General features: G+C 58.9%; 25 protein-coding genes. 10 read left to right on the top strand and 15 right to left on the bottom strand.

Features of this window, described 5'->3' with window-relative positions; genetic code table 11:
• The first annotated feature begins 27 nt into the window (after positions 1-27).
• On the top strand, positions 28-369 hold the full coding sequence (gene grxD / locus CAF90_RS13005; protein ID WP_003227729.1) for a Grx4 family monothiol glutaredoxin: 342 nt from the start codon (positions 28-30) through the stop codon (positions 367-369).
• Positions 370-475: 106 nt separating this feature from the next.
• Here grxD and bfr read toward each other — a convergent pair whose 3' ends face one another.
• Positions 476-952 carry a bacterioferritin gene (gene bfr / locus CAF90_RS13000; protein WP_085606754.1) on the bottom strand — a complete coding sequence of 159 codons (477 nt, stop codon included), beginning with the start codon at positions 950-952 and terminating at the stop codon, positions 476-478.
• A 199-nt stretch (positions 953-1,151) separates the two neighbouring features.
• Complete coding sequence (locus tag CAF90_RS12995; RefSeq protein ID WP_007953193.1) at positions 1,152-1,370, bottom strand: bacterioferritin-associated ferredoxin; 219 nt, start codon at positions 1,368-1,370, stop codon at positions 1,152-1,154.
• A gap of 291 nt (positions 1,371-1,661) precedes the next feature.
• Between CAF90_RS12995 and CAF90_RS12990 the strand changes: the two genes are divergently transcribed.
• The gene (locus CAF90_RS12990; RefSeq protein WP_007953195.1) at positions 1,662-2,264 is read left to right on the top strand and encodes a peroxiredoxin; all 603 of its coding nucleotides are present in this window, start codon (positions 1,662-1,664) and stop codon (positions 2,262-2,264) included.
• 74 nt (positions 2,265-2,338) lie between these two features.
• On the opposite strand, the gene rnt is transcribed toward CAF90_RS12990, so the two are convergent.
• Both rnt and pyrC read right to left on the bottom strand, forming a co-directional pair.
• Positions 2,339-3,013 carry a ribonuclease T gene (gene rnt, locus CAF90_RS12985; protein ID WP_007953196.1) on the bottom strand — a complete coding sequence of 225 codons (675 nt, stop codon included), beginning with the start codon at positions 3,011-3,013 and terminating at the stop codon, positions 2,339-2,341.
• Positions 3,010-4,056 (bottom strand): dihydroorotase, encoded by a 1,047-nt coding sequence (gene pyrC / locus CAF90_RS12980; RefSeq protein ID WP_039765844.1) that lies wholly within the window; start codon positions 4,054-4,056, stop codon positions 3,010-3,012. Before pyrC ends, rnt begins: the two co-directional genes overlap by 4 nt.
• Before the next feature lie 160 nt (positions 4,057-4,216).
• Between pyrC and CAF90_RS12975 the strand changes: the two genes are divergently transcribed.
• Together CAF90_RS12975 and CAF90_RS12970 are read left to right on the top strand one after the other, a co-directional pair.
• A complete protein-coding gene (locus CAF90_RS12975; protein WP_085606752.1) occupies positions 4,217-5,125 on the top strand; it encodes an OmpA family protein in 909 nt (302 codons plus the stop codon).
• 129 nt (positions 5,126-5,254) lie between these two features.
• Positions 5,255-6,472, top strand: a complete 1,218-nt coding sequence (locus tag CAF90_RS12970) for an argininosuccinate synthase (protein WP_007953201.1) — start codon at positions 5,255-5,257, stop codon at positions 6,470-6,472.
• A 161-nt stretch (positions 6,473-6,633) separates the two neighbouring features.
• Here the strand turns inward: CAF90_RS12970 and CAF90_RS12965 are convergent, their stop codons facing one another.
• Positions 6,634-7,218: a hypothetical protein gene (locus CAF90_RS12965; protein WP_085606750.1), complete on the bottom strand. Its 585-nt coding sequence runs from the start codon at positions 7,216-7,218 to the stop codon at positions 6,634-6,636.
• A 404-nt stretch (positions 7,219-7,622) separates the two neighbouring features.
• Here CAF90_RS12965 and CAF90_RS12960 point away from each other — a divergent pair, with 404 nt between their 5' ends.
• On the top strand, positions 7,623-8,249 hold the full coding sequence (locus tag CAF90_RS12960) for a response regulator transcription factor (RefSeq protein WP_007953203.1): 627 nt from the start codon (positions 7,623-7,625) through the stop codon (positions 8,247-8,249).
• A gap of 88 nt (positions 8,250-8,337) precedes the next feature.
• Here CAF90_RS12960 and CAF90_RS12955 read toward each other — a convergent pair whose 3' ends face one another.
• The 8 genes from CAF90_RS12955 to metG form a co-directional block, all read right to left on the bottom strand.
• Positions 8,338-8,517, bottom strand: coding sequence for a PA3496 family putative envelope integrity protein (locus CAF90_RS12955; RefSeq protein WP_007953204.1), 180 nt, complete (start codon positions 8,515-8,517; stop codon positions 8,338-8,340).
• Between the two features lie 107 nt (positions 8,518-8,624).
• Complete coding sequence (nth, locus tag CAF90_RS12950; protein ID WP_007953205.1) at positions 8,625-9,263, bottom strand: endonuclease III; 639 nt, start codon at positions 9,261-9,263, stop codon at positions 8,625-8,627.
• The gene (locus CAF90_RS12945; RefSeq protein ID WP_085606748.1) at positions 9,260-9,841 is read right to left on the bottom strand and encodes an Rnf-Nqr domain containing protein; all 582 of its coding nucleotides are present in this window, start codon (positions 9,839-9,841) and stop codon (positions 9,260-9,262) included. The genes nth and CAF90_RS12945 overlap by 4 nt, the downstream gene beginning before the upstream one ends.
• The gene (locus tag CAF90_RS12940) at positions 9,838-10,443 is read right to left on the bottom strand and encodes an RnfABCDGE type electron transport complex subunit G (protein WP_085606746.1); all 606 of its coding nucleotides are present in this window, start codon (positions 10,441-10,443) and stop codon (positions 9,838-9,840) included. The genes CAF90_RS12945 and CAF90_RS12940 overlap by 4 nt, the downstream gene beginning before the upstream one ends.
• Positions 10,440-11,423 carry an RnfABCDGE type electron transport complex subunit D gene (locus tag CAF90_RS12935; RefSeq protein WP_085606744.1) on the bottom strand — a complete coding sequence of 328 codons (984 nt, stop codon included), beginning with the start codon at positions 11,421-11,423 and terminating at the stop codon, positions 10,440-10,442. The genes CAF90_RS12940 and CAF90_RS12935 overlap by 4 nt, the downstream gene beginning before the upstream one ends.
• Positions 11,410-12,624 carry an electron transport complex subunit RsxB gene (rsxB, locus tag CAF90_RS12930; RefSeq protein ID WP_085606742.1) on the bottom strand — a complete coding sequence of 405 codons (1,215 nt, stop codon included), beginning with the start codon at positions 12,622-12,624 and terminating at the stop codon, positions 11,410-11,412. The genes CAF90_RS12935 and rsxB overlap by 14 nt, the downstream gene beginning before the upstream one ends.
• A complete protein-coding gene (locus CAF90_RS12925; protein ID WP_085606740.1) occupies positions 12,621-13,190 on the bottom strand; it encodes an electron transport complex protein RnfA in 570 nt (189 codons plus the stop codon). Before CAF90_RS12925 ends, rsxB begins: the two co-directional genes overlap by 4 nt.
• A gap of 131 nt (positions 13,191-13,321) precedes the next feature.
• Positions 13,322-15,373, bottom strand: a complete 2,052-nt coding sequence (metG, locus tag CAF90_RS12920) for a methionine--tRNA ligase (RefSeq protein ID WP_085606738.1) — start codon at positions 15,371-15,373, stop codon at positions 13,322-13,324.
• A gap of 155 nt (positions 15,374-15,528) precedes the next feature.
• Between metG and apbC the strand changes: the two genes are divergently transcribed.
• Positions 15,529-16,623, top strand: coding sequence for an iron-sulfur cluster carrier protein ApbC (gene apbC / locus CAF90_RS12915; protein ID WP_085606736.1), 1,095 nt, complete (start codon positions 15,529-15,531; stop codon positions 16,621-16,623).
• Between the two features lie 68 nt (positions 16,624-16,691).
• Here apbC and CAF90_RS12910 read toward each other — a convergent pair whose 3' ends face one another.
• Complete coding sequence (locus CAF90_RS12910) at positions 16,692-17,450, bottom strand: SDR family oxidoreductase (RefSeq protein WP_011335726.1); 759 nt, start codon at positions 17,448-17,450, stop codon at positions 16,692-16,694.
• Between the two features lie 160 nt (positions 17,451-17,610).
• Between CAF90_RS12910 and CAF90_RS12905 the strand changes: the two genes are divergently transcribed.
• The 4 genes from CAF90_RS12905 (at position 17,611) to groL (ending at position 21,133) form a co-directional block, all read left to right on the top strand.
• A complete protein-coding gene (locus CAF90_RS12905; RefSeq protein WP_007953216.1) occupies positions 17,611-18,342 on the top strand; it encodes a HugZ family protein in 732 nt (243 codons plus the stop codon).
• Between the two features lie 65 nt (positions 18,343-18,407).
• Positions 18,408-18,884, top strand: coding sequence for an FxsA family protein (locus CAF90_RS12900; protein WP_007953217.1), 477 nt, complete (start codon positions 18,408-18,410; stop codon positions 18,882-18,884).
• Positions 18,885-19,143: 259 nt separating this feature from the next.
• Positions 19,144-19,437 (top strand): co-chaperone GroES, encoded by a 294-nt coding sequence (locus CAF90_RS12895; protein WP_085606734.1) that lies wholly within the window; start codon positions 19,144-19,146, stop codon positions 19,435-19,437.
• A 49-nt stretch (positions 19,438-19,486) separates the two neighbouring features.
• Positions 19,487-21,133 (top strand): chaperonin GroEL, encoded by a 1,647-nt coding sequence (gene groL / locus CAF90_RS12890; protein WP_007953220.1) that lies wholly within the window; start codon positions 19,487-19,489, stop codon positions 21,131-21,133.
• Positions 21,134-21,207: 74 nt separating this feature from the next.
• On the opposite strand, the gene CAF90_RS12885 is transcribed toward groL, so the two are convergent.
• On the bottom strand, positions 21,208-21,951 hold the full coding sequence (locus CAF90_RS12885; protein ID WP_085606732.1) for a phosphatase PAP2 family protein: 744 nt from the start codon (positions 21,949-21,951) through the stop codon (positions 21,208-21,210).
• Positions 21,952-21,993: the final 42 nt, after the last annotated feature.

The raw sequence follows: 21,993 nt of genomic DNA, 5'->3' as shown, positions 1-21,993 counted from the left end.
AGTCGGAAAGTTCAGCCGAGGTGCTCCATGGATATCATCGAAACGATTAAAGAGCAGATTGCCAACAACACCATTCTGCTTTACATGAAAGGCTCGCCGAATGCCCCGCAGTGTGGCTTCTCCGCGAAAGCTGCGCAGGCCGTGATGGGCTGTGGCGAGAAGTTCGCCTACGTCGACATCCTGCAGAACCCGGAAATCCGCGCCAACCTGCCGAAGTACGCCAACTGGCCGACTTTCCCGCAACTGTGGGTCGGCGGTGAACTGGTCGGCGGCAGCGACATCATGGCTGAAATGTTCGCCAACGGTGAGCTGCAGACTCTGGTCAAGGAAGCATCCGCCAAGGCTGCTGCGGCCAAGTCCGAAGCCTGATTGGCTTCTGCACGGATTTCGGCGAGTCTGAAGTCCGGGCAATAAAAAGCCCCGCCTCTCGAAAGAGGGCGGGGCTTTTTAGTGTCTCGAGTTTAGCGCTGGCTAATTACTCGTCTTCGCCCATCTGCGATTGCAGATAGTTCTCAAGACCGACTTTATCGATCAGGCCCAGTTGGGTTTCCAGCCAGTCGATATGTTCTTCTTCGGATTCCAGAATGTCTTCGAGCAGTTCGCGGCTGCCGAAGTCACCGACGGATTCGCAGTGGGCGATGGCGGCCTTCAGATCGGCGTGGCCGGTCTTCTCGATACGCAGGTCGCACTCCAGCATTTCCTTGGTGTGCTCGCCGATGTGCAGCTTGCCCAGGTCCTGTACGTTCGGCAGGCCCTCGAGGAACAGGATGCGCTTGATCAGCTTGTCCGCGTGCTTCATCTCGTCGATGGATTCTTTGTACTCGTGCTTGCCGAGCTTGTTCAGGCCCCAATCTTCATACATGCGCGCATGCAGGAAGTACTGATTGATCGCGACCAGCTCATTGGCAAGGATCTTGTTGAGATGCTGGATGACTGTTACGTCGCCTTTCATGATGGGAGTCCTGCCCTAAGTAGCGGTATATAAGGCAGAGTTTGAGCTTGGTATTTATAAGTGTCAAACCTAAGTTATTGAATAATAAATGAAAATTAATCGGAATAAGAATGTTTGTGTTCCGCGTCTAGACGCTAAGCAGTTGATTTTCAGGCATAAAAAAACCGGACATAAGTCCGGTTCTTCGAATTCGGGATAATTACGCGGCGGTAAATTCTGCCGGGTAGGGGATCGCAGCCTGGGCGGTTTGCAGCTTGGTCAGGGTTTCGCGAACCACTTCCTTCGCCAGGCACGCACATTTGCCGCATTGGCTGGCTACGCCGGTGGCCTGACGGACTTCTTTATAGCTGCAGCAACCTTCATAGATCGCTTCGCGGATCTGTCCGTCGGTGACGCCAGTGCAGAGGCAAACATACATAAGTGAGAACCGTCGCTGGTTGTGACTCAATTGCGATGGATCTTAATGTTAACGAGAATGATTGTCAAAGTGCTTTCCCAGTGGTTTTCATCGCCAACGGCTGTGACTGACGAACGGTGGTACATGGCCGGATGCCAGCCGGGATTTCGCGAAAAACCTTTAAGGACAGTCGAAAAACGCAGTGTATGATGGTCGGCCCTTGCGAAGGGGGTTCGTGTCACAGGGCTGTCGCCTGAGGGTGGCAGGCTGGCCCGAACCCTGAACTTCAAGTTTCTACACCAGGAGATATCAATGAGCGTACTCGTAGGCAAACAAGCCCCTGACTTCACCGTCCCGGCCGTACTCGGCAATGGCGAGATCGTTGACAGCTTCACCCTGTCCTCGGCCATCAAAGGCAAATACGGCCTGGTGTTCTTCTACCCGCTGGACTTCACCTTCGTCTGCCCGTCCGAGCTGATCGCTCTGGACAACCGCATGGCCGACTTCAAGGCACGCAACGTAGAAGTGATCGCCGTGTCGATCGACTCGCACTTCACCCACAACGCCTGGCGCAACACCCCGGTCAACAATGGCGGCATCGGTCAGGTGAAATACACCATGGCTGCCGACATGAAGCACGACATCGCCAAGGCCTACGACGTTGAGTCCGAAGGCGGCGTGGCTTTCCGTGGCGCGTTCCTGATCGACGACAAAGGCGTTGTCCGCTCGCAGATCGTCAACGACCTGCCGCTGGGCCGTAACATGGAAGAGCTGATCCGTCTGGTCGACGCTCTGCAATTCCACGAAGAGCACGGCGAAGTCTGCCCTGCCAACTGGAAAAAAGGCGACAAAGGCATGAACGCTTCGCCAGAAGGCGTCGCGGCTTACCTGACCGAGAACGCTGCTGCCCTGTAAGGCGCAACGTCGAGGTACAAAAAAACCGGCCCATGTGGCCGGTTTTTTCATGCTCGGAAGAAACCCGACGAGGATCAGTCGTCGAAGTCTTCCCAGCCGCCCATCTGTTTCCAGCGGTTGACGATGCCGCAGAACAGCTCGGCCGTCTTCTCGGTGTCGTAACGCGCCGAATGCGCTTCACGGCCGTCGAAATCAATGTCGGCTGCCTGACAGGCCTTGGCCAATACGGTCTGGCCGTACGCCAGACCGGCGAGGGTCGCGGTGTCGAAGCTGGAGAACGGGTGGAACGGATTGCGCTTCATGTCCAGCCGCGCGACGGCAGCATTGAGGAAGCCCAGGTCGAAGCTGCTGTTGTGGCCGACCAGGATCGCCCGCTTGCAGCCGTTGGCCTTCAAGGCCTTGCGCACGCCACGGAAGATGTCGGTCAGGGCCGTCTCTTCGCTGACGGCCATGCGCAACGGGTGATCGAGCTTGATCCCGGTGAACTCCAGTGCCGCCGCTTCAACGTTGGCGCCTTCGAACGGCTCGACGCGGAAGAAGTAAGTGTGATCCGGGTAGACAAAACCCTTTTCATCCATGGCGATGGTGGTCGCGGCAATCTCCAGCAGAGCGTCGGTGGCCGAGTTGAAGCCACCGGTTTCTACGTCGACGACAACCGGCAGGTAGCCGCGAAAGCGTGCTGCCATTGGATGGCGCGAACCGCCGCCACCTTGACCGTCCAGTTCGTCGTCGAAATGGTCTTCACTCACGCGTGTTCCTCCAGCAGGCGCCAGCGCAGTTTTTCACCGGCGCGCAGCGGGATAACGGTCAGCTCGCCGAAAGGCAGGCTGGTCGGGGCGGTCCATTCGTCACGAACCAGGGTGATGCGATCGGTGTTCGCCGGCAGGCCGTAGAAACGCGGGCCATTGAGGCTGGCGAAGGCTTCGAGCTTGTCCAGCGCATTGCGCTGTTCAAAGGCTTCGGCATACAACTCGATGGCGGCGTACGCGGTGTAGCAGCCGGCACAGCCGCAGGCGGCTTCCTTGGCGTGCTGGGCGTGCGGCGCCGAGTCGGTACCGAGGAAGAACTTCGCGCTGCCACTGGTGGCGGCGTCGAGCAGGGCTTCCTGGTGCGTATTGCGCTTGAGGATCGGCAGGCAGTAGAAGTGCGGCCGAATCCCGCCCACCAGCATGTGGTTGCGGTTGTAGAGCAGGTGATGCGCGGTGATGGTCGCGCCGACGTTGGCCGAAGCCTCGTTGACGAACTGCACGGCATCGCCGGTGGTGATGTGTTCGAACACCACTTTCAGCGTCGGGAAACGCTCGACCACGCGGCGCATGTGCTCGTCGATGAAGATTTTTTCGCGGTCGAACACGTCGACGTCGCCACGGGTGACTTCACCGTGGATCAACAGCGGCATGCCGACTTCGGCCATGGCTTCCAGCGCCGGGAAAATCTTGTCGATGCTGGTGACCCCGGAATCGGAGTTGGTGGTGGCGCCGGCCGGGTACAGCTTGGCGGCGTGCACGAAACCGCTGGCCTTGGCCTCACGGATTTCTTCGGGCTGGGTGCGGTCGGTGAGGTACAGCACCATCAGCGGCTCGAAACGACTGCCGGCCGGGCGGGCAGCGAGAATCCGCTGGCGATAGCCGTCGGCTTCAGCGGCGTTGCGCACCGGAGGTACCAGGTTGGGCATGATGATGGCGCGACCAAAGGTGCGCGCGACATCCGCAACGGTATTGGTCAACACGGCACCATCGCGAAGATGAATGTGCCAGTCGTCGGGACGCAGCAGGGTCAGGCGGTCGGACATGAGGGGATTCCAGGCGGGTCAAACTGAGGCGAATGCTACCGGAAAAGACTCTTGCAGGCACTCGCTATCAAGTTTTGCGACGAGCGTCCGATATCCCATAGGTATGCCGTAAAGATGTATGTCTCGGTCTTTTTTGTTGTAGAAGCCAATGGAGCCTCCCGTGCGCCAGCGATATTTAGCCTTGCTCAGTGTGTTTGCCAGCCTTCCAGCGATGGCACTGACCTACCAGACCCGTCTGGAGAACATTGAGTGGACGGTCGAGGGCGACAAGTTCGAGTGCCGCCTGACGCAGCCGATCACCGACTTCGGCTCGGGGCAATTCGTGCGCAAGGCCGGCGAGCAGGCGACCTTTCGCCTGAACGCCTACAACGCCATGCTCGGCGGCGGGTCGGCGACCTTGCTGGCGGCGGCTGCGCCGTGGCAGCCGGGACGTGGCGACATCAATCTGGGCACGGTTCGACTGGGTAGCGGCAACGTGCTGTTCAACAGTTCTCAGTCCCAGGCCGGGCAACTGATCAGCGGGCTGATGGACGGTCGCAGCCCGGTGGTACGCCGGGCATCGGGCGATGGTCGGGTGTCGGAAGTGCGCCTGTTGCCGGTCAAGTTCAGCAAGGCGTTCAACGACTATCAGACCTGCGTGGCGAAACTGCTCCCGCAGAATTTCGATCAGGTCAAACAATCGCAGATCGGCTTCCCCGGCGAGGGCATCGAACTGGACGCCGCCGCCAAGGCCAAGCTGCAAGTGATGCTCGAGTACATGAAGGCCGATCCGACGGTCAATCACATCGAGCTCGACGGCCACTCCGACAACAGCGGCAATCGCCTGACCAATCGCGAACTGTCGCGTCGCCGCGCACTGGCGGTGGTCGACTTCTTCAAGGCCAACGGCATCCAGGAATCGCAGATCACCGTGCGCTTCCATGGCGAACGTTATCCGTTGGTGCCGAACACCAATGCCGCCAATCGGGCCAAGAACCGTCGGGTCAACGTGCACCTGGCGCGGGTGGCACCGACAACTGCTCCGGCACCTCAGGCCAGCGCGCCTGCCAACACTGCGGCGACTTCCTGACCTGCCGGTCATCGTCGCCCTCTCGACAGATTCTGTCGCTTTGTCGTCTTAAGCTGTCGCGCCTCTGTAAATTATCGCGTTTGAGCGGTAGACTCCTCGGCTTTCCGTAGAACCCCGTGGAGTGATGGCATGGCGGACGTAAACAAGGTCGTTCTGGCGTATTCCGGCGGCCTGGACACTTCGGTGATCCTCAAGTGGCTGCAGGATACTTATAACTGTGAAGTCGTGACCTTCACCGCTGACCTGGGTCAGGGCGAAGAAGTCGAGCCGGCTCGCGCCAAGGCGCAGGCCATGGGCGTCAAAGAAATCTACATCGACGACCTGCGCGAAGAATTCGTGCGTGACTTCGTGTTCCCGATGTTCCGCGCCAACACCGTTTACGAAGGCGAGTACCTGCTGGGTACTTCCATCGCACGTCCGCTGATCGCCAAGCGTCTGATCGAAATCGCCAACGAAACCGGCGCCGACGCCATTTCCCACGGCGCGACCGGCAAGGGCAACGACCAGGTGCGTTTCGAACTGGGTGCCTACGCACTCAAGCCAGGCGTGAAAGTGATCGCCCCTTGGCGCGAGTGGGACCTGCTGTCCCGCGAAAAATTGATGGACTACGCCGAGAAGCACGCGATCCCGATCGAGCGTCATGGCAAGAAGAAATCCCCGTACTCGATGGACGCCAACCTGCTGCACATCTCCTATGAAGGCGGCGTGCTGGAAGACACCTGGACCGAGCACGAAGAAGACATGTGGCGCTGGACCGTCTCCCCGGAGAAGGCTCCCGACACCCCGCAGTACCTGGAGCTGACCTACCGCAACGGCGACATCGTCGCGCTGGACGGCGTTGAAATGACCCCGGCCACCGTGCTGGCGACGCTGAACAAGATCGGTGGCGAGCACGGCATCGGCCGTCTGGACATCGTCGAGAACCGTTACGTCGGCATGAAGTCCCGTGGCTGCTACGAAACCCCGGGTGGCACCATCATGCTGCGCGCTCACCGCGCCATCGAATCGATCACCCTGGACCGCGAAGTCGCTCACCTCAAAGACGAGCTGATGCCGAAGTACGCCAGCCTGATCTACACCGGTTACTGGTGGAGTCCTGAGCGTCTGATGCTGCAACAGATGATCGACGCCTCCCAGGTCAACGTGAACGGCGTCGTGCGCCTGAAGCTGTACAAGGGCAACGTGATCGTGACCGGCCGCAAGTCCGACGATTCGCTGTTCGACGCCAACATCGCGACCTTCGAAGAAGACGGCGGCGCCTACAACCAGGCCGACGCGGCAGGCTTCATCAAGCTCAACGCGCTGCGCATGCGCATTGCTGCCAACAAGGGCCGCAAGCTGTTCTGAGTCCTTCGGGCCTGATGTGAAAAAACGGCCTTGTCGTAGTGACAAGGCCGTTTTTTTTGATTTTCCCTCCTTTGGATTGATCGTTATCGGTCAACGCTCCTGTCTCCTTCAACTGCGCATCGTGCATTGCATGGGGCTCTTGTTCCGCATTTTATTCTCTTTCAAATCTTTCCCAATACGCATGTGTTCAACGAATGAGTGTCGTAAATAATACAGAACGTTGCTCTTTGGCCATGTTTGTCTTGTTTGCTCAAGGTGTCGATGTGTTCTTTGAGTAAAATATCTGACACTGAATCGGTTAAGAACAGGAATAATCTCGGCGAATGCTTGTTTGGATGTAGGACTTTTTCCAATAGCTCCTCTATTTCCGGTTCGGTATGTGTCTTTCGAATGTCGATGATATACATCCGGTTTACCGGTTTTGGCAATTTTATAGTGTTCGGTTCGATATTCGATGACGCAGGGATTACCTCGGTGGCAGGTATGTTTTCCTCTTCGAAAGCCTTGAGAAAGTTTTTGTCATTGTCGAAGTCGGAAGGCGCATAGAGAGAGCGGTAATTGAAGTTTAGTGTGATGAAGAACAAAAACAAGAGATAGAACGGAAAGCTGATCAGAAACCAGATATAGATCTCCCGCTCATCATTGTCGAGGAAGGGCAGGGAGACCGCAGCGGAAGTCTCCGATATAAAGGCGAAGATGGCAATAACGGTGATGGGGTTGGGGATCTTCCTGTTGATTTTTAGCATGGTCTTTACTCATGAATGGTCTTTCTCGTCGTCTGGGTTGGATTGATTGGTCGTGTTTAAGTTGTCGGGTAAACAGGGCTGTCGGTGTCTGGTGTTTATATTAAATTTCGGAAGTGCGATATATGTAAGTTGTTTCAGTTGTTTTTAATGTCTGGTCGTTGATCTTTGTTTCGGAGTTTTTTTAGTCTGTCGTGAAGGCTCTGAAGGAGGGCGTGGCAGACGCCGAACTTCCTGATGTGAATTCATGATTTTCTGTGAGTGAGTCTTTTCTGTAGGAATAATCTTTATTGCCTGTAGGAGGCGTCTCTCGGTGCTGGTCTAGAGGAACTTATCCATGCCATGGGTGAAATGACTACGTTATTGTGCCGGTTCTAAAAATTCGAACAGCGAAACTGGACTTGCCCATGAATAAAGTGCTGATCGTGGATGATCACCCCGTCATTCGTCTTGCGGTACGTATGCTGATGGAACGTCATGGCTACGAAGTCATTGCAGAAACCGATAATGGCGTGGATGCGTTACAACTGGCTCGTGACCAGATGCCGGATATCGTCATTCTGGATATCGGCATACCGAAACTGGATGGACTGGAAGTCATTGCGCGTCTTACGACAAGTGCGATGCCGTTGAAAGTGCTCGTGCTGACATCCCAGTCACCGGGACATTTTTCCATGCGCTGCATGCAATCGGGGGCGGCGGGATATGTTTGCAAGCAACAGGATCTGACGGAGTTGCTGAGTGCAATCAAGGCGGTACTGTCCGGATACAGCTACTTCCCGAACCAGGCGTTGCACACCGTGCGGACCAGTCTTGGTAACGCCAGCGAAGCAGACATGGTTGATCGTCTGTCCGGGCGTGAAATGATGGTGTTGCAGCAATTGGCGCGCGGCAAGACCAACAAGGAAATTGCCGACGGGATGTTTCTCAGCAACAAGACCGTGAGCACTTACAAGACCCGGTTGTTATTGAAGCTCAACGCGCGCTCGCTGGTGGATCTGATCGAACTGGCGCAGCGAAACGGCCTGGTTTGAGGTTTGTAGTGGCTGACGGATCATGGGCGGATCGAAATCAGCGTGTGACAGAAAGAGAAAAGCCTCCGTTTCGGGAGGCTTTCAAATGTCAGAGATCAAAATCGTAATCGGCCAATTGCTTCTGCAGTCGGCGCTCCTCAAGCAGGTTGTCGATGGTTCGGCGCTTGCTCAAGTTGGTCTTGGCGACTTCAACCACAGGTTCGGCATCATCGGCCTCCGTGGCGATAAAGTCGTCATCCGCTTCCAATTGCTCTTTGCTGGTGCTCATAAGGTCAACTCCAGGCTAAGACTGCCTTTGGCGCTCCTTATATCGATATTCCAGCAGATGGTAAAAAAGATTTTTTCAATCGATAAATCAATAAAACCAATAGCCGCTCAATCGTCAGAAGTTTTGTGCTTGTAGTCGCACAGATCTTCGATCCGACAGCTGCCACAACGGGGTTTGCGTGCCAGGCACACGTAGCGTCCGTGAAGAATGAGCCAGTGGTGCGAGTCGAGCAGGTATTCTTTTGGCACAAACTTCATCAGCTTCTTTTCCACCTCGACCACATTTTTACCCGGTGCAATGCCGGTGCGGTTGCTGACCCGGAAGATGTGGGTGTCCACGGCCATGGTCAATTGGCGGAACGCGGTGTTGAGAACGACGTTGGCGGTCTTGCGGCCAACGCCGGGCAAGGCTTCCAGTTCTTCGCGCGTCTGCGGGACTTCACCGTTGTGCAATTCGACCAGCAGGCGGCAGGTCTCGATCACGTTTTTGGCCTTGCTGTTATAGAGGCCGATGGTCTTGATGTACTCGGACAACCCTTCGACGCCCAAGGCGTGAATGGCCGCTGGCGTGTTCGCCACCGGGAATAGCTTCGCCGTCGCCTTGTTCACTCCGACGTCCGTGGATTGCGCGGACAGAATCACCGCAATCAACAGTTCGAAAGGCGAGGAATAGGCCAGTTCGGTCTTGGGCTCGGGGTTGTCCTCGTGAAGCCTGCGGAAGATCTCCAGACGTTTTGCGGCATTCATGGGTGATGCGTTTCCTCGGGTAGGGCGGCAGGGCGAGTCCAGGCCTGACGGGCGGCCAGTAACAGTCCAAGCAATAGGAAGGCGCCGGGCGCCAGCGTCGCGAAATGCAGGCCTTCGCTGAACAGAATCAAACCTTGCCAGCGTGCCGACAAATGATGGCCGATGCTGCCCTGACCGATCAGCTCACGCAACAGCGCGAGCACAATCATCAGTACGGCAAACCGCGCGTACAGTTTCAGTCGATTACGGACAGGCTGGCGAAAAAATCCATTGTGCTCCAGCACGATGCACTGCAAGCCGATCAGCCCGGCATAAAGACTGATCAGTTGATGCCACTGCATCGCACCGCGCTGCAGAACAATATCGGCGCAGCCCGCCAGGGTAGCGGCCAGCATCAGGCTGACCGGCAACAGGCTCTCGCTGCTCAGGCGCGAGCGCAGCGGTGTCATGCAAAAACCGTAAACGCCCACGACAGCCGCAAACATCAACAGAGTCGCCAGCGCACCCGCCACGGAGTCGGTGGCACCAATCAACAGCACCAGCATCATCGAGTTCGATAGTGTTGCTGACGTATTCATGGCGCGCTCCCGAGCAGGGTCGTCCGGTGTTCATCGAAGTAACGCAGAGCATCGTGGATGGCGTTGATGGCCGCGCGAGACGTAATGGTTGCGCCAGCGATCTGGTCGAATTGCCCCTGATCCTTCTTCAGGGCCCATCCCGCGTCCGTCGGTTGGTTGCTCGATTTTCCGCTAAAGGTCTGAAGCCAGCTATTTGGCCAGTCGCCGATATGTCCACCCAGCGAAGGTGTTTCGTTTTGCTCGAGGGTTTTGACACCGAGCAATCGGCCGTTGGCGTCGATGGCAATCAGCAACTCGATATTCCCGGCATAACCTTGGGTCTGGCTGCGCAACAGCACCGCTACAGGTTGGCCGCTTTTGCTCGCCCGATAACCGCCCAGCAACAGACTGTGGCTCAGGTTGATGTCGGTCAGCGTCAGAGGTTGTTCAAGCGGCAGATTGTCGTAAGCGTCGAGCGGCAGTACATCCAGCAGCTTGCGACTTTCAAGCAGACGCTTTTCGGCGGCGATCTGAGGTGCGTTGCTTCGTTGCACCAGCCACGTCACGCCGATGCCCAACGCAGTAATCAACGCCAGTGTGATCAGGCTGCTCGTGCGGTTCATTGCGTCACCTGCGTCTGACGGGCCACCGCGAAGCGCTCCAGCGCCGGCACGCACAGATTCATCAACAGCACCGCAAACGCCACGCCGTCGGGGTAACCGCCCCAGGTACGAATCACGTAAGTCAGCAACCCCACGCCCACGCCGAACAGCAGGCGGGCGAGCGGACTTTTTGCCCCCGATACCGGTTCAGTGACGATGAAGAACGCCCCCAGCATCGTCGCGCCACTCAGCAGGTGAAACAGTGGCGAGCCGTGGGAGTCCGACCCCGAACCGTTCCAGCACAACAGGCTGATCACGAACAGGCTGGCAAGCATGCCGACCGGCGCATGCCAGCCAAACACCCGACGCTGCAACAGAAACAACCCACCGGCGAGGAACGCCAGGTTCACCCATTCAACGCCGTGCCCGCCAAAGCGACTGAATGCCGGATTGCCGGCAAACAGTTCGTCCATGGTCAGGCTTTTATTGATACGCAGACTGTCCAGTGCAGTGGCCTGAACCCAGGCGTCGGGTTGCGCGCCCAGATTGAACACCTGGCCAAAAGCTGCCGTCAGATCCAGGCCATGGGCCGGCCAATGGGTCATCGGTTGCGGGAACATCACCATGGCCAGCGCGAAGCCGAGCATGGCCGGATTGAAAGGGTTTCGGCCCACACCACCGTACAAATGTTTGCCCAGCAGCAGGCCCGAGGCGATCGCCGTGACCGTCAGCCACCACGGGCAATAAGGCGGCAGGGCAATCGCCAGCAGCGTGGCGCTGACCACCGCGCTGCCATCGCTCAAGGTGGACTGCAGCGGTTGCCGACGCAGATGAGTCACGGCGGCTTCAACGCCCAAGGCCGTGACAACGGACAGGACCAGGTTGATCAGCACGCCCCAACCATAAAACCAGAACAACGCCAGTAATCCCGGCAATGTCGCCAGCAAAACCAGCTTCATTGCCTGTTGCAGGCGCTCGTCTCTGGTTTCAATGGATGACATGGGCTTGTACCTGCCGCTCTGCTTCTTGCAGGCGGGCGCGGGCCTTTTCGAGGATATCGGCGGGCGTGCCGTCGCGCCGTTGCAGTTTGTTCAGATCGGCGCGAGCGTAGGCCAGTTCGGTTTTCAGCTGACGCAGTTGGTCGTCGATCGGACGTTTCTCGACACGCACAAGCTCCGGCGCCGGTTGATCGCTGGCTGCTTCGGCGCTGTGCAGCGCCTGTTCGGCGTCACGCAGCGCTTGCTCCAGCGCGGTAATCTCGGCTGGCGGGGCCTCTGCGGTTTGCGCCTTTTTCAGCTCGGCGCGGCGCATCGCCAACTGGATTTTCGCCCGTTTCAGTTCGGCGTCCTTCGCCGGGGCGGCTATGACTGGCGCGGGTGCCGCGCTGCTTTCCAGTTTCGCCAGTGCCTGTTCGGCCGCTTCGAACTGTTGTTGCAGGACGATCAACTGCGATTGCTGATCGAATGTCGGCGGATGACCGAACGCCTTGAGCGACTTGTTCAATTGCGCCCGGCTCATGGCCACGTCGATCTTGGCTTTTTTTAGCGCGGCATCGGCGGTCGCGGCTTTTTGTGCACGGACCCGTTCCAGCGCCGCCTGCACCGGATCCAGCGTGGTGGTGGCGACTTCGACCTGTGCCGCGCGCTGCGTCCGGGCTTCGCGTTCGGCCTGCTTCTGCTGTTCTTCGCGTTGCAGGCGAGCATTGCGCCGTTCGAAGCGCTGACGGGCGTGATCGCGTTTGGCCGCGCGGGCCTGCTGTTCTTCAAGGCTGGTGGCCAGGCCACCCACTACCGGCAGCGTGCCCAAAGGCAGCGGATGCATCTCGATGCAGTCGACCGGGCAGGGTGCCACGCACAGATCGCAACCGGTGCATTCGTCGATGATGACCGTGTGCATCAGTTTTGCCGCGCCGACGATGGCGTCGATCGGGCAGGCCTGAATGCATTTGGTGCAGCCGATGCATTCGGCTTCGCGGATGTAGGCCACTTGCGGCGGCGCCGAACCACGACTGATGTCCAGCTCCAGCACCGGGATTTTCAACAGTTCGGCCAGCGCCGCGATGGTTTCGTCACCGCCCGGCGGGCACTTGTTGATCGGCTCGCCGTCAGCGATGCCTTCAGCGTAGGGTTTGCATCCGGGATGGCCGCACTTGCCGCATTGGGTCTGCGGCAGCAGGGCATCGATGCGTTGAATCAGACTCATGTTTTGATCAGTCCACTGAATCCGAGAAAAGCCACGGCCATCAGTCCGGCGCCGATCAACAGGATCGGCAGGCCACGAAAGGGCAGGGGAATATCGTTGTCGGCCGTGCGCTCACGCAAATCGCTGAACAGGCTCAACACCAGCCAGAAACCCAGACCGGCGCCAAGGCTCAGCGCAATCGCATGAAACAGGCCTTTGTCCGCTTGCGCGTTGATCAGCGTCAGCCCCAGCACTCCGGCATTGCCCAGCAACAGCGGCCACAAACCATCGAATGGCAGCGCGGGTCGCCAATGTGCCAACAGCTTCAGCAACGGCGTGATCAGCAAGACGCACAACGGCAGAAACACAAACAGGCGCAGGAATTCCAGTTGCAACGGCACCAGCAGCCAATGCCAGAGCACGTAACCCGCCACACCGACAAGCAGCATCAGACACAACGTCGCCAGCCCCAGCGCATGCACTTGTCGACGCTCACTGCCCAGCAGCGGATCGACGCCCAGCGGCCAGTGCAACACGAAGTTGTTGATCAGCGCAGCACTGAAGAGCGTAAGCACGAGTTCGGTCATGGTTCTGCCGGCAGGAACGGGCGTGTGTCACTTAAGGTTAGGCATTATCCGGCAGCCGTGGAGGGCGGGCCAGATATGAAAAATCCCACAGGCGCACGGAGCACGCCTGTGGGATCTGTCAGGGCAGAACCTTACTTGATGCGCTGACCCGGCTTGGCGCCGCTATCCGGGCTCAGCAGGTAGATTTCTTCACCGCCAGGGCCGGCCGCCATCACCATGCCTTCGGAGATGCCGAACTTCATTTTCCGTGGCTTGAGGTTGGCGATCATCATGGTCAGGCGACCGTCGAGCTTGGACGGATCCGGGTAGGCGCTCTTGATCCCCGAGAACACGTTGCGTTGCTCGTCACCGATGTCGAGGGTCAGACGCAGCAGCTTGTCCGCGCCTTCGACGTGTTCGGCCTTGACGATCAGCGCCACACGCAGGTCGACGGCGGCAAAGGTGTCGAAGTCGATTTCCGGCGACAGCGGATCCTTGGCCAGTTCACCATTGCCGGCAGGTGCGGCGGCGCCGGTGTCGGTCTGGCTGGCGGTCAGGTCTTCTTTCGAGGCGTCGGTCATGGCTTGCACTTTTACCGGGTCGATGCGGGTCATCAACGGTTTGAATTCGTTCAGCTGGTGGTTGGCCAGTAGGGTGGTGTGGTCGTTCCAGGTCAGCGGGGCGACGTTGAGGAACGCCTCGGCATCGGCGGCCAGCAGCGGCAGCACCGGCTTGAGGAAGATCACCAGCTGGCGGAACAGGTTGATCGCCGTGGCGCAGACCGCCTGGACTTCATCCTGCTTGCCTTCCTGCTTGTTCAGCGACCATGGCGCCTTGTCGGCGATCCAGGCGTTGGCGCGGTCGGCCAAAGCCATGGTTTCGCGCATGGCGCGGGCGAAGTCGCGGGCCTCATAGGCGTCGGCGATGCTCGGCGCAGCGGCCAGGAACGCTTCAGTCAGTTCCGGCGCGGCGTTGGTGTCCACCAGCAGACCGGCGTTGCCCTTCTGGATGAAACCGGCGCAACGGCTGGCGATGTTGACCACTTTGCCGACCAGGTCGGAGTTGACCTTCTGCACGAAGTCTTCGAGGTTCAGGTCGAGGTCGTCCACGCCACGGCCCAGTTTGGCCGCGTAGTAGTAGCGCAGGTATTCCGGCGACAGGTGATCCAGGTAGGTACGGGCCTTGATGAAGGTGCCGCGGGACTTGGACATCTTCTGACCGTTGACGGTCAGGTAGCCGTGCACGTTGATCCCGGTCGGCTTGCGGAAACCCGCGCCTTCGAGCATCGCCGGCCAGAACAGGGCGTGGAAGTTGACGATGTCCTTGCCGATAAAGTGGTACAGCTCGGCGGTGGAGTCCTTGCCCCAGAACGCGTCGAAGTCCAGCTCCGGCGTGCGGTTGCAGAGGTTCTTGAAGCTGGCCATGTAGCCGATCGGCGCGTCCAGCCACACGTAGAAATATTTGCCTGGCTCGCCCGGGATCTCGAAGCCGAAGTACGGCGCATCGCGGGAGATGTCCCACTGTTGCAGGCCGGCGTCCAGCCATTCGGCGATCTTGTTGGCCACGGCATCCTGCAGGGTGCCGCTGCGGGTCCAGGCCTGCAGCATTTCCTGGAAGTCCGGCAGCTTGAAGAAGAAATGCTGGGAATCCTTGAGCACCGGGGTGGCGCCGGAGATTGCCGACTTCGGATCCTTCAGGTCGGTCGGTGCGTAGGTCGCACCGCATTTTTCGCAGTTGTCGCCGTACTGGTCTTCAGTGCCGCACTTCGGGCAGGTGCCCTTGATGAAGCGGTCGGCCAGGAACATTTTCTTTTCCGGGTCGAAATACTGGGTGATCGAACGTTGGGCGATGTGCCCGGCGTCACGCAGCTTCAGGTAGATCTGGCTCGACAGTTCACGGTTTTCTTCGGCGTGAGTGGAGTGGAAGTTGTCGAAGTCCACCAGGAACTCGGCAAAGTCGGCGCTGTGTTCAGCCTGGACGTTGGCGATCAGTTGTTCCGGGGTGATGCCTTCCTTTTCCGCGCGCAGCATGATCGCCGAACCATGGGCGTCGTCGGCGCAGACGTAAATGCACTGATTGCCACGATGCTTCTGGAAGCGCACCCACATATCGGTCTGGATGTATTCCAGCATATGGCCAAGGTGGATCGAACCGTTGGCGTAGGGCAGGGCGCTGGTGACGAGAATCTTGCGTGGTTCGGACATGTGGGGCTTCGCTACTTGATGAAACGGAGGTCGGCCACTATAAAGCGCCGGGAAAGATATTTCACCTCTGCAAATCGTTGCCGGACATGCCGTCCGGAGGACAGAAGGGGTAGGATACCCGCCATCTTTTCCCAGTCTTGTTATCGGAGTTGCCCATGAGTGCCGTCACTCGCGCAGCGGTGGAAGCCGTCCTCAGCCAATACACCGACCCTTACCTGAACCAGGATCCGGTCAGCGCCGGTTGCGTGCGCAACATCGAAATCACCGGCGATCGCGTCAGCGTGCAGCTGGAAATCGGCTATGCCGCCGGTCTGTTCAAGAGCGGCTGGGCGCAATTGCTGCAACTGGCCATCGAAAACCTCGACGGCGTGGTGACTGCCAAGGTCGAGGTCAATAGCGTGATCGCCGCGCACAAGGCCCAGGCGCAGATTCCGGGGCTGGCCAACGTCAAGAACGTGGTCGCGGTGGCCTCAGGCAAGGGCGGTGTGGGCAAATCCACCACCGCCGCCAACCTGGCGCTGGCATTGGCTCGCGAAGGCGCGAAGGTCGGGATTCTCGATGCCGATATCTATGGCCCGAGCCAAGGCATCATGTTTGGCATTCCCGAGGGCACCCGTCCGCAGGTCAAAGATCAGAAATGGTTCGTGCCGCTGCAGGCCCACGGCGTGGAAGTAATGTCGATGGCGTTCCTGACCGACGACAACACGCCGATGGTCTGGCGCGGGCCGATGGTGTCCGGCGCGCTGCTGCAACTGGTGACGCAAACCACTTGGGGCGACCTGGATTATCTGGTGATCGACATGCCGCCAGGCACCGGCGACATCCAGCTGACCCTGGCGCAGAAAGTCCCGGTGGCTGGCGCCGTGATCGTCACCACACCGCAGGATCTGGCGCTGCTCGACGCGCGCAAAGGCGTGGAGATGTTCCGCAAGGTCAACATTCCGGTGCTGGGCGTGGTGGAAAACATGGCCGTGCACATCTGCTCGAACTGCGGACACGCCGAGCATCTGTTCGGTGAGGGCGGTGGCGAGAAGCTGGCGACCCAGTTCGGCGTCGAGTTGCTGGCCTCGTTGCCGCTGTCGATGCTGATCCGCGAGCAGGCCGACGGCGGCAAGCCGACGGTGATTTCCGAGCCGGACAGCCAGATCGCCATGGTCTATCAGGAACTGGCCCGTCACGTCGGCGCGCGGATCGTGTTGCAGGAAGCGGCCTCGCCGGCGATGCCGAACATCACCATCAGCGACGATTGATGCCTGCCGTTTAAACAAAAACGCCCCGGTGCCTTTGCACCGGGGCGTTTTTCATTGCGCGACAGATGTCAGATGCGCAACCCGCCATCCATCTCCAGAATCCGGCCGGTGTAGTAGTCGTTCTCGAAGATGTAGGCCGCCGAGTGGGCGATCTCTTCCGGCTTGCCCATGCGCTTGAGCGGAATGCCTGAGGTCATTTTCTCCAGCGCTTCGGGTTTCATGCCCAGGGTCATCTCGGTTTCGATGAAGCCCGGCGCGATGCCGGCCACGCGAATGCCATAGCGTGCCAGTTCCTTGGCCCAGGTCACGGTCGCTGCCGCCACACCGGCCTTGGCGGCGGAGTAGTTGGTCTGGCCGACGTTGCCCGCGCGGGAGATCGACGAGATGTTGATGATCGCGCCGCTGTTCTTCAGCTCGACCATTTTTGCCGCCACTTCACGGGTGCACAGAAACACGCCGGTCAGGTTGACGTCGATCACCGCCTGCCATTGGGCCAGGCTCATCTTGGTCATCTCGCCGTCCTTGACCTTGAGCAGCAGGCCGTCGCGCAGGATCCCGGCGTTGTTGATCAGGCCGTGGATCGCGCCGAAATCTTCGGCGACCTGGGCAACCATGTGCGTCACCTGCTCTTCATTGGCGACGTTGCACAGATAGCTGCGTGCCTCGACACCCTTGGCCTTGCAGGCCGCGACGGCATCATCGAGTTTTTCCTGGTTCAGGTCGACCAGCGCCAGCTTCGCGCCCTTGCCTGCGAAATACTCGGCCATCGAGCGGCCCAAGCCTTGGCAACCGCCAGTGATAATGATTACTTTGTCGTTGAGTTGCATTCGCATGCCCCCGAGAGCAGGTCAGAGTGGTCCTTATAGGTAGCCTCTCGATCTGCACCGGCCAGGGGCCTGTTGCACATGAGAACTGCCCGATGGCGTGTGGGACAAATCCCATGCGCCCGTCCGTTTTTTCGACGGATTCTATTTAAGGAGTCATAAATTGAGCGTTGAAGCGGCTAAGAATGCCCGAGAATTGCTTCTCAAGGAATACCGTGGCGTGCTGTCGACCCACTCCAAATCGATGCCCGGTTTTCCGTTCGGCTCCGTGGTTCCCTACTGCCTGGACGAGCAGGGCCAGCCGCTGATCCTGATCAGCCGCATCGCCCAGCACACCCATAACCTGCAGAAAGATCCGAAATGCTCGCTGCTGGTGGGTGAGCGCGAGGCCGACGATGTGCAAGCCGTTGGTCGCCTGACCTATCTGGCCGAGGCGGAAAAACTCGAAGACGCTGCCGCCATCGAAGCCGCCGCCGAGCGTTACTACCGTTATTTCCCCGATTCGCAGAATTACCACAAGGCTCACGATTTCGATTTCTGGGTGCTCAAACCCGTGCGCCATCGTTACATCGGCGGTTTTGGCGCGATCCACTGGGTCGATCACCTGACCCTGGCCAACCCGTTCGCCGGCAAGGCCGAAATCAGCATGGTCGAGCACATGAACAGCGACCACGCCAAGGCCATCGCGCATTACGTCGACCTCGCCGGTCTGCCGAAAACCGTGCCGGCGCAACTGGCCGGGATCGACACCGAAGGCATGCACTTGCGCATCGGCCAAGCGCTGTACTGGCTGCCGTTTCAAGCGCCTTGTCATACGCCGATACAAGTGCGCGAGGCCTTGGTTTCTCTGGCTCACGCCGAGGTCTGGCCAAAAAATGCGGTAGCCGACGCTTGAATTCACGAAAGGGCGACGTCATCTAAGGCTTACTGCAAGGCATTTCTTGCGTTGAGGAAACTTTGATGCGCCCTTTTTTGTTGCTCTTTCTGCTGTTCCCGGTGTTGGAGCTGTTCGTATTCGTCAAAGTGGCAGGTTCGATCGGATTTTTCCCGGCCCTGCTGCTGATCATTCTCGGCTCGATGTTCGGCGTATTCGTGCTGCGCGTCGCCGGGCTGGCCACCGCACTGCGTGCCCGTGAAAGCCTGAACCGCGGCGAACTGCCTGCGCAAACCATGCTCGAAGGCCTGATGCTGGCCCTGGCCGGTGGCCTGTTGATCCTGCCGGGCTTCATCAGCGATGTGGTCGGTCTGGTGCTGCTGTTGCCGTTCAGTCGTCGACTGGTCGCCAACAAGATGCGTCAGCGCGCCGAAGAACAGGCCATGCGCCAGCGAGCGTTCGCCGATGACCTGCAACCTCGCGGCGGTCCTGCACCGCGCCAGCCGCTGGGTCGCGAAGGTGATGTGATCGAAGGCGAATTCGAACACCGCGACACCAAGTAACGTCAGCATCGACACGGCACCTTCGGGTGCCGTGTTCGTTTGTGGGGCGAATTCATGCAGCCTGCGTGAAAATTTTTTAGCCCCGCCCTTGTAATAAGCTTATGCGCCCTTATGTATCGGTCACCGAAAGGTTTCCGACATTTTGAGTCGGACAGACTTCCGCGGTTCGCTCGACGAGCCGCAACCGGCGCAGGCCGGATTCGTTAAACCCGCCGGGACTACACCGGCCGATGAAAACCACAATTAGGAGAGATCGACAATGAAGCTTCGTCCTCTGCATGACCGCGTCGTTATCCGTCGCAGCGAAGAAGAAAAGAAAACCGCTGGCGGTATCGTCCTGCCAGGTTCGGCTGCTGAAAAAGCCAACCACGGTGTGATTCTCGCTGTAGGCCCGGGCAAAGTTCTGGAAAACGGCGAAGTGCGCGCACTGTCCGTGAAGGAAGGCGACAAGGTTGTGTTCGGTCCTTACTCCGGCAGCAACACTGTGAAAGTCGACGGCGAAGACCTGCTGGTAATGAGCGAGAACGAAATCCTCGCTGTTATCGAAGGCTGATTACCCGCTCATTTTCCCGCTACTACAAAGTATTTAAGGAATATCGATCATGGCTGCTAAAGAAGTTAAATTCGGCGATTCCGCCCGCAAGAAAATGCTGGTTGGCGTAAACGTCCTGGCTGACGCGGTAAAAGCGACCCTGGGCCCGAAAGGCCGTAACGTGATCCTCGAGAAGAGCTTCGGCGCTCCGACCATCACCAAGGACGGCGTTTCCGTCGCCAAAGAAATCGAACTCGAAGACCGTTTCGAAAACATGGGCGCGCAGCTGGTCAAAGACGTTGCCTCCCGTGCCAACGATGACGCTGGTGACGGTACTACCACCGCTACCGTTCTGGCTCAGTCGATCGTCAACGAAGGCCTGAAAGCCGTCGCTGCCGGCATGAACCCGATGGACCTGAAGCGCGGTATCGACAAAGCGACCATCGCGATCGTCAAAGAACTGAAAGCCCTGTCCAAGCCATGCGCTGACACCAAGGCTATCGCTCAGGTGGGCACCATCTCCGCCAACTCCGACAACTCCATCGGCGACATCATTGCCGAAGCCATGGAAAAAGTCGGTAAAGAAGGCGTGATCACCGTTGAAGAAGGCTCGGGCCTGGAAAACGAACTGTCGGTTGTAGAAGGCATGCAGTTCGACCGTGGCTACCTGTCCCCGTACTTCGTCAACAAGCCGGACACCATGGTTGCCGAGCTGGAAGGCGCGCTGATCCTGCTGGTCGACAAAAAGATCTCGAACATCCGCGAAATGCTGCCAGTACTGGAAGCCGTTGCCAAAGCCGGCCGTCCACTGCTGATCGTTGCCGAAGACGTTGAAGGCGAAGCCCTGGCGACTCTGGTCGTGAACAACATGCGTGGCATCGTTAAAGTCGCAGCCGTCAAGGCTCCAGGCTTCGGCGACCGTCGCAAGGCCATGCTGCAGGACATCGCCGTTCTGACCGGCGGTACCGTTATCTCCGAAGAGATCGGCCTGAGCCTGGAAAGCACCACCCTGGAACATCTGGGTAGCGCCAAGCGCGTGACCCTGTCCAAGGAAAACACCATCATCGTTGACGGTGCTGGCGTTCAAGGCGACATCGAAGCCCGTATCGCTCAGATCCGTGCCCAGGTTGCCGAGACTTCCTCGGACTACGACCGTGAAAAACTGCAAGAGCGTCTGGCCAAGCTGTCCGGCGGCGTTGCAGTGATCAAGGTTGGCGCCGGTTCCGAAGTTGAAATGAAAGAGAAGAAAGCCCGCGTTGAAGACGCCCTGCACGCAACCCGCGCAGCCGTTGAAGAAGGCGTGGTACCTGGCGGTGGCGTTGCGCTGATCCGCGCTCTGGAAGCCCTGACCGAACTGAAAGGCGACAACGCTGACCAGAACGTCGGTATCGCTGTACTGCGTCGCGCTGTTGAAGCGCCGCTGCGCCAGATCGTTGCCAACTCCGGCGACGAGCCAAGCGTGGTTGTCGACAAGGTCAAGAACGGCGAAGGCAGCTTCGGCTACAACGCTGCTACCGGCGAATACGGCGACATGATCGAAATGGGCATCCTGGACCCAACCAAGGTCACCCGTTCGGCTCTGCAAGCTGCAGCCTCCATCGGCGGTCTGATCCTGACCACCGAAGCTGCTGTTGCTGACGCACCGAAGAAAGAAGGTGCAGCTGGCGGCGGTATGCCAGACATGGGCGGCATGGGTGGCATGGGCGGCATGATGTAAGCCAGCCTTACCCTGTAACGAAAAACCCCGTCTGCGTGAGCAGACGGGGTTTTTTATTGCCCGCGTTTCAGGGTTCAGGCGTTGACCGGATGGGCCTGCGTGTCTGTTTCAGCCTTGACTGCCGGGCGATACAGAATCCAGTAATACGACCCCAGACAGATCAGCCAGCAGAAGATCGCCGTCCACACGTTGTGGGAAAAGAAGTGTGCGCCCTGCATCATCCGGCTGATCGAAAACACCGAACCCAGCGCGAAGGCAAAGATGAACGCCTGACGGGCCAACCGTGGGCGACGATCACGCAGCACGAAGAACAACGCAAACAAGGTAAAACCGGTGGCCGCATGACCACCCGGCCAGCAACGACCGGGCTTGTCGGTCGGCGGGCGATGATCCAGCAGTTTGCTGTAGGTTTCGTGGCCGCCAAACTGTTCGAGGCTCCATGGGCATTGCACCGCCGTCACGGCTTTCACCGGCGTGACAAACGAGGTGGCCAGACCCAGCGACAACACCAGACAGCCCAGCTCACGCTTGAACGGTTTGAGCCGCTCGATGAAAAACGCGCCGATGAACCCGAGGATGGCAAACACCGAAAAGGCGATCACCACTTGTTTGGCGCGGTCGTGGAGGATGTTTTCCAGGAAGTAACTGTGGCGGCCAATGAAGTCACCGGCAGCCGGGTCATAGAAAAGCCGGGCCAGATCCATGTCCAGATCGGTCAGCTCCAACAAAACCAGAATGACGGCCGCCACGGCGGGAATCCCCAGGCACAACCAGAAATTCAGCGGGCGAGGGGCAGGGCGTACAACGTTTGATGGCATGACATATCCAGAGCGGGAAACGCCCCGGGGCATCAGCCCGGG

The organism is Pseudomonas sp. B37(2017) (genome assembly GCF_002112885.1).
Taxonomy (GTDB): Bacteria; Pseudomonadota; Gammaproteobacteria; order Pseudomonadales; family Pseudomonadaceae; genus Aquipseudomonas; species Aquipseudomonas paraglycinae.
Note: the sequence above shows the minus strand (reverse complement) of the source record. Positions and strands in the feature narration are given on the sequence as shown.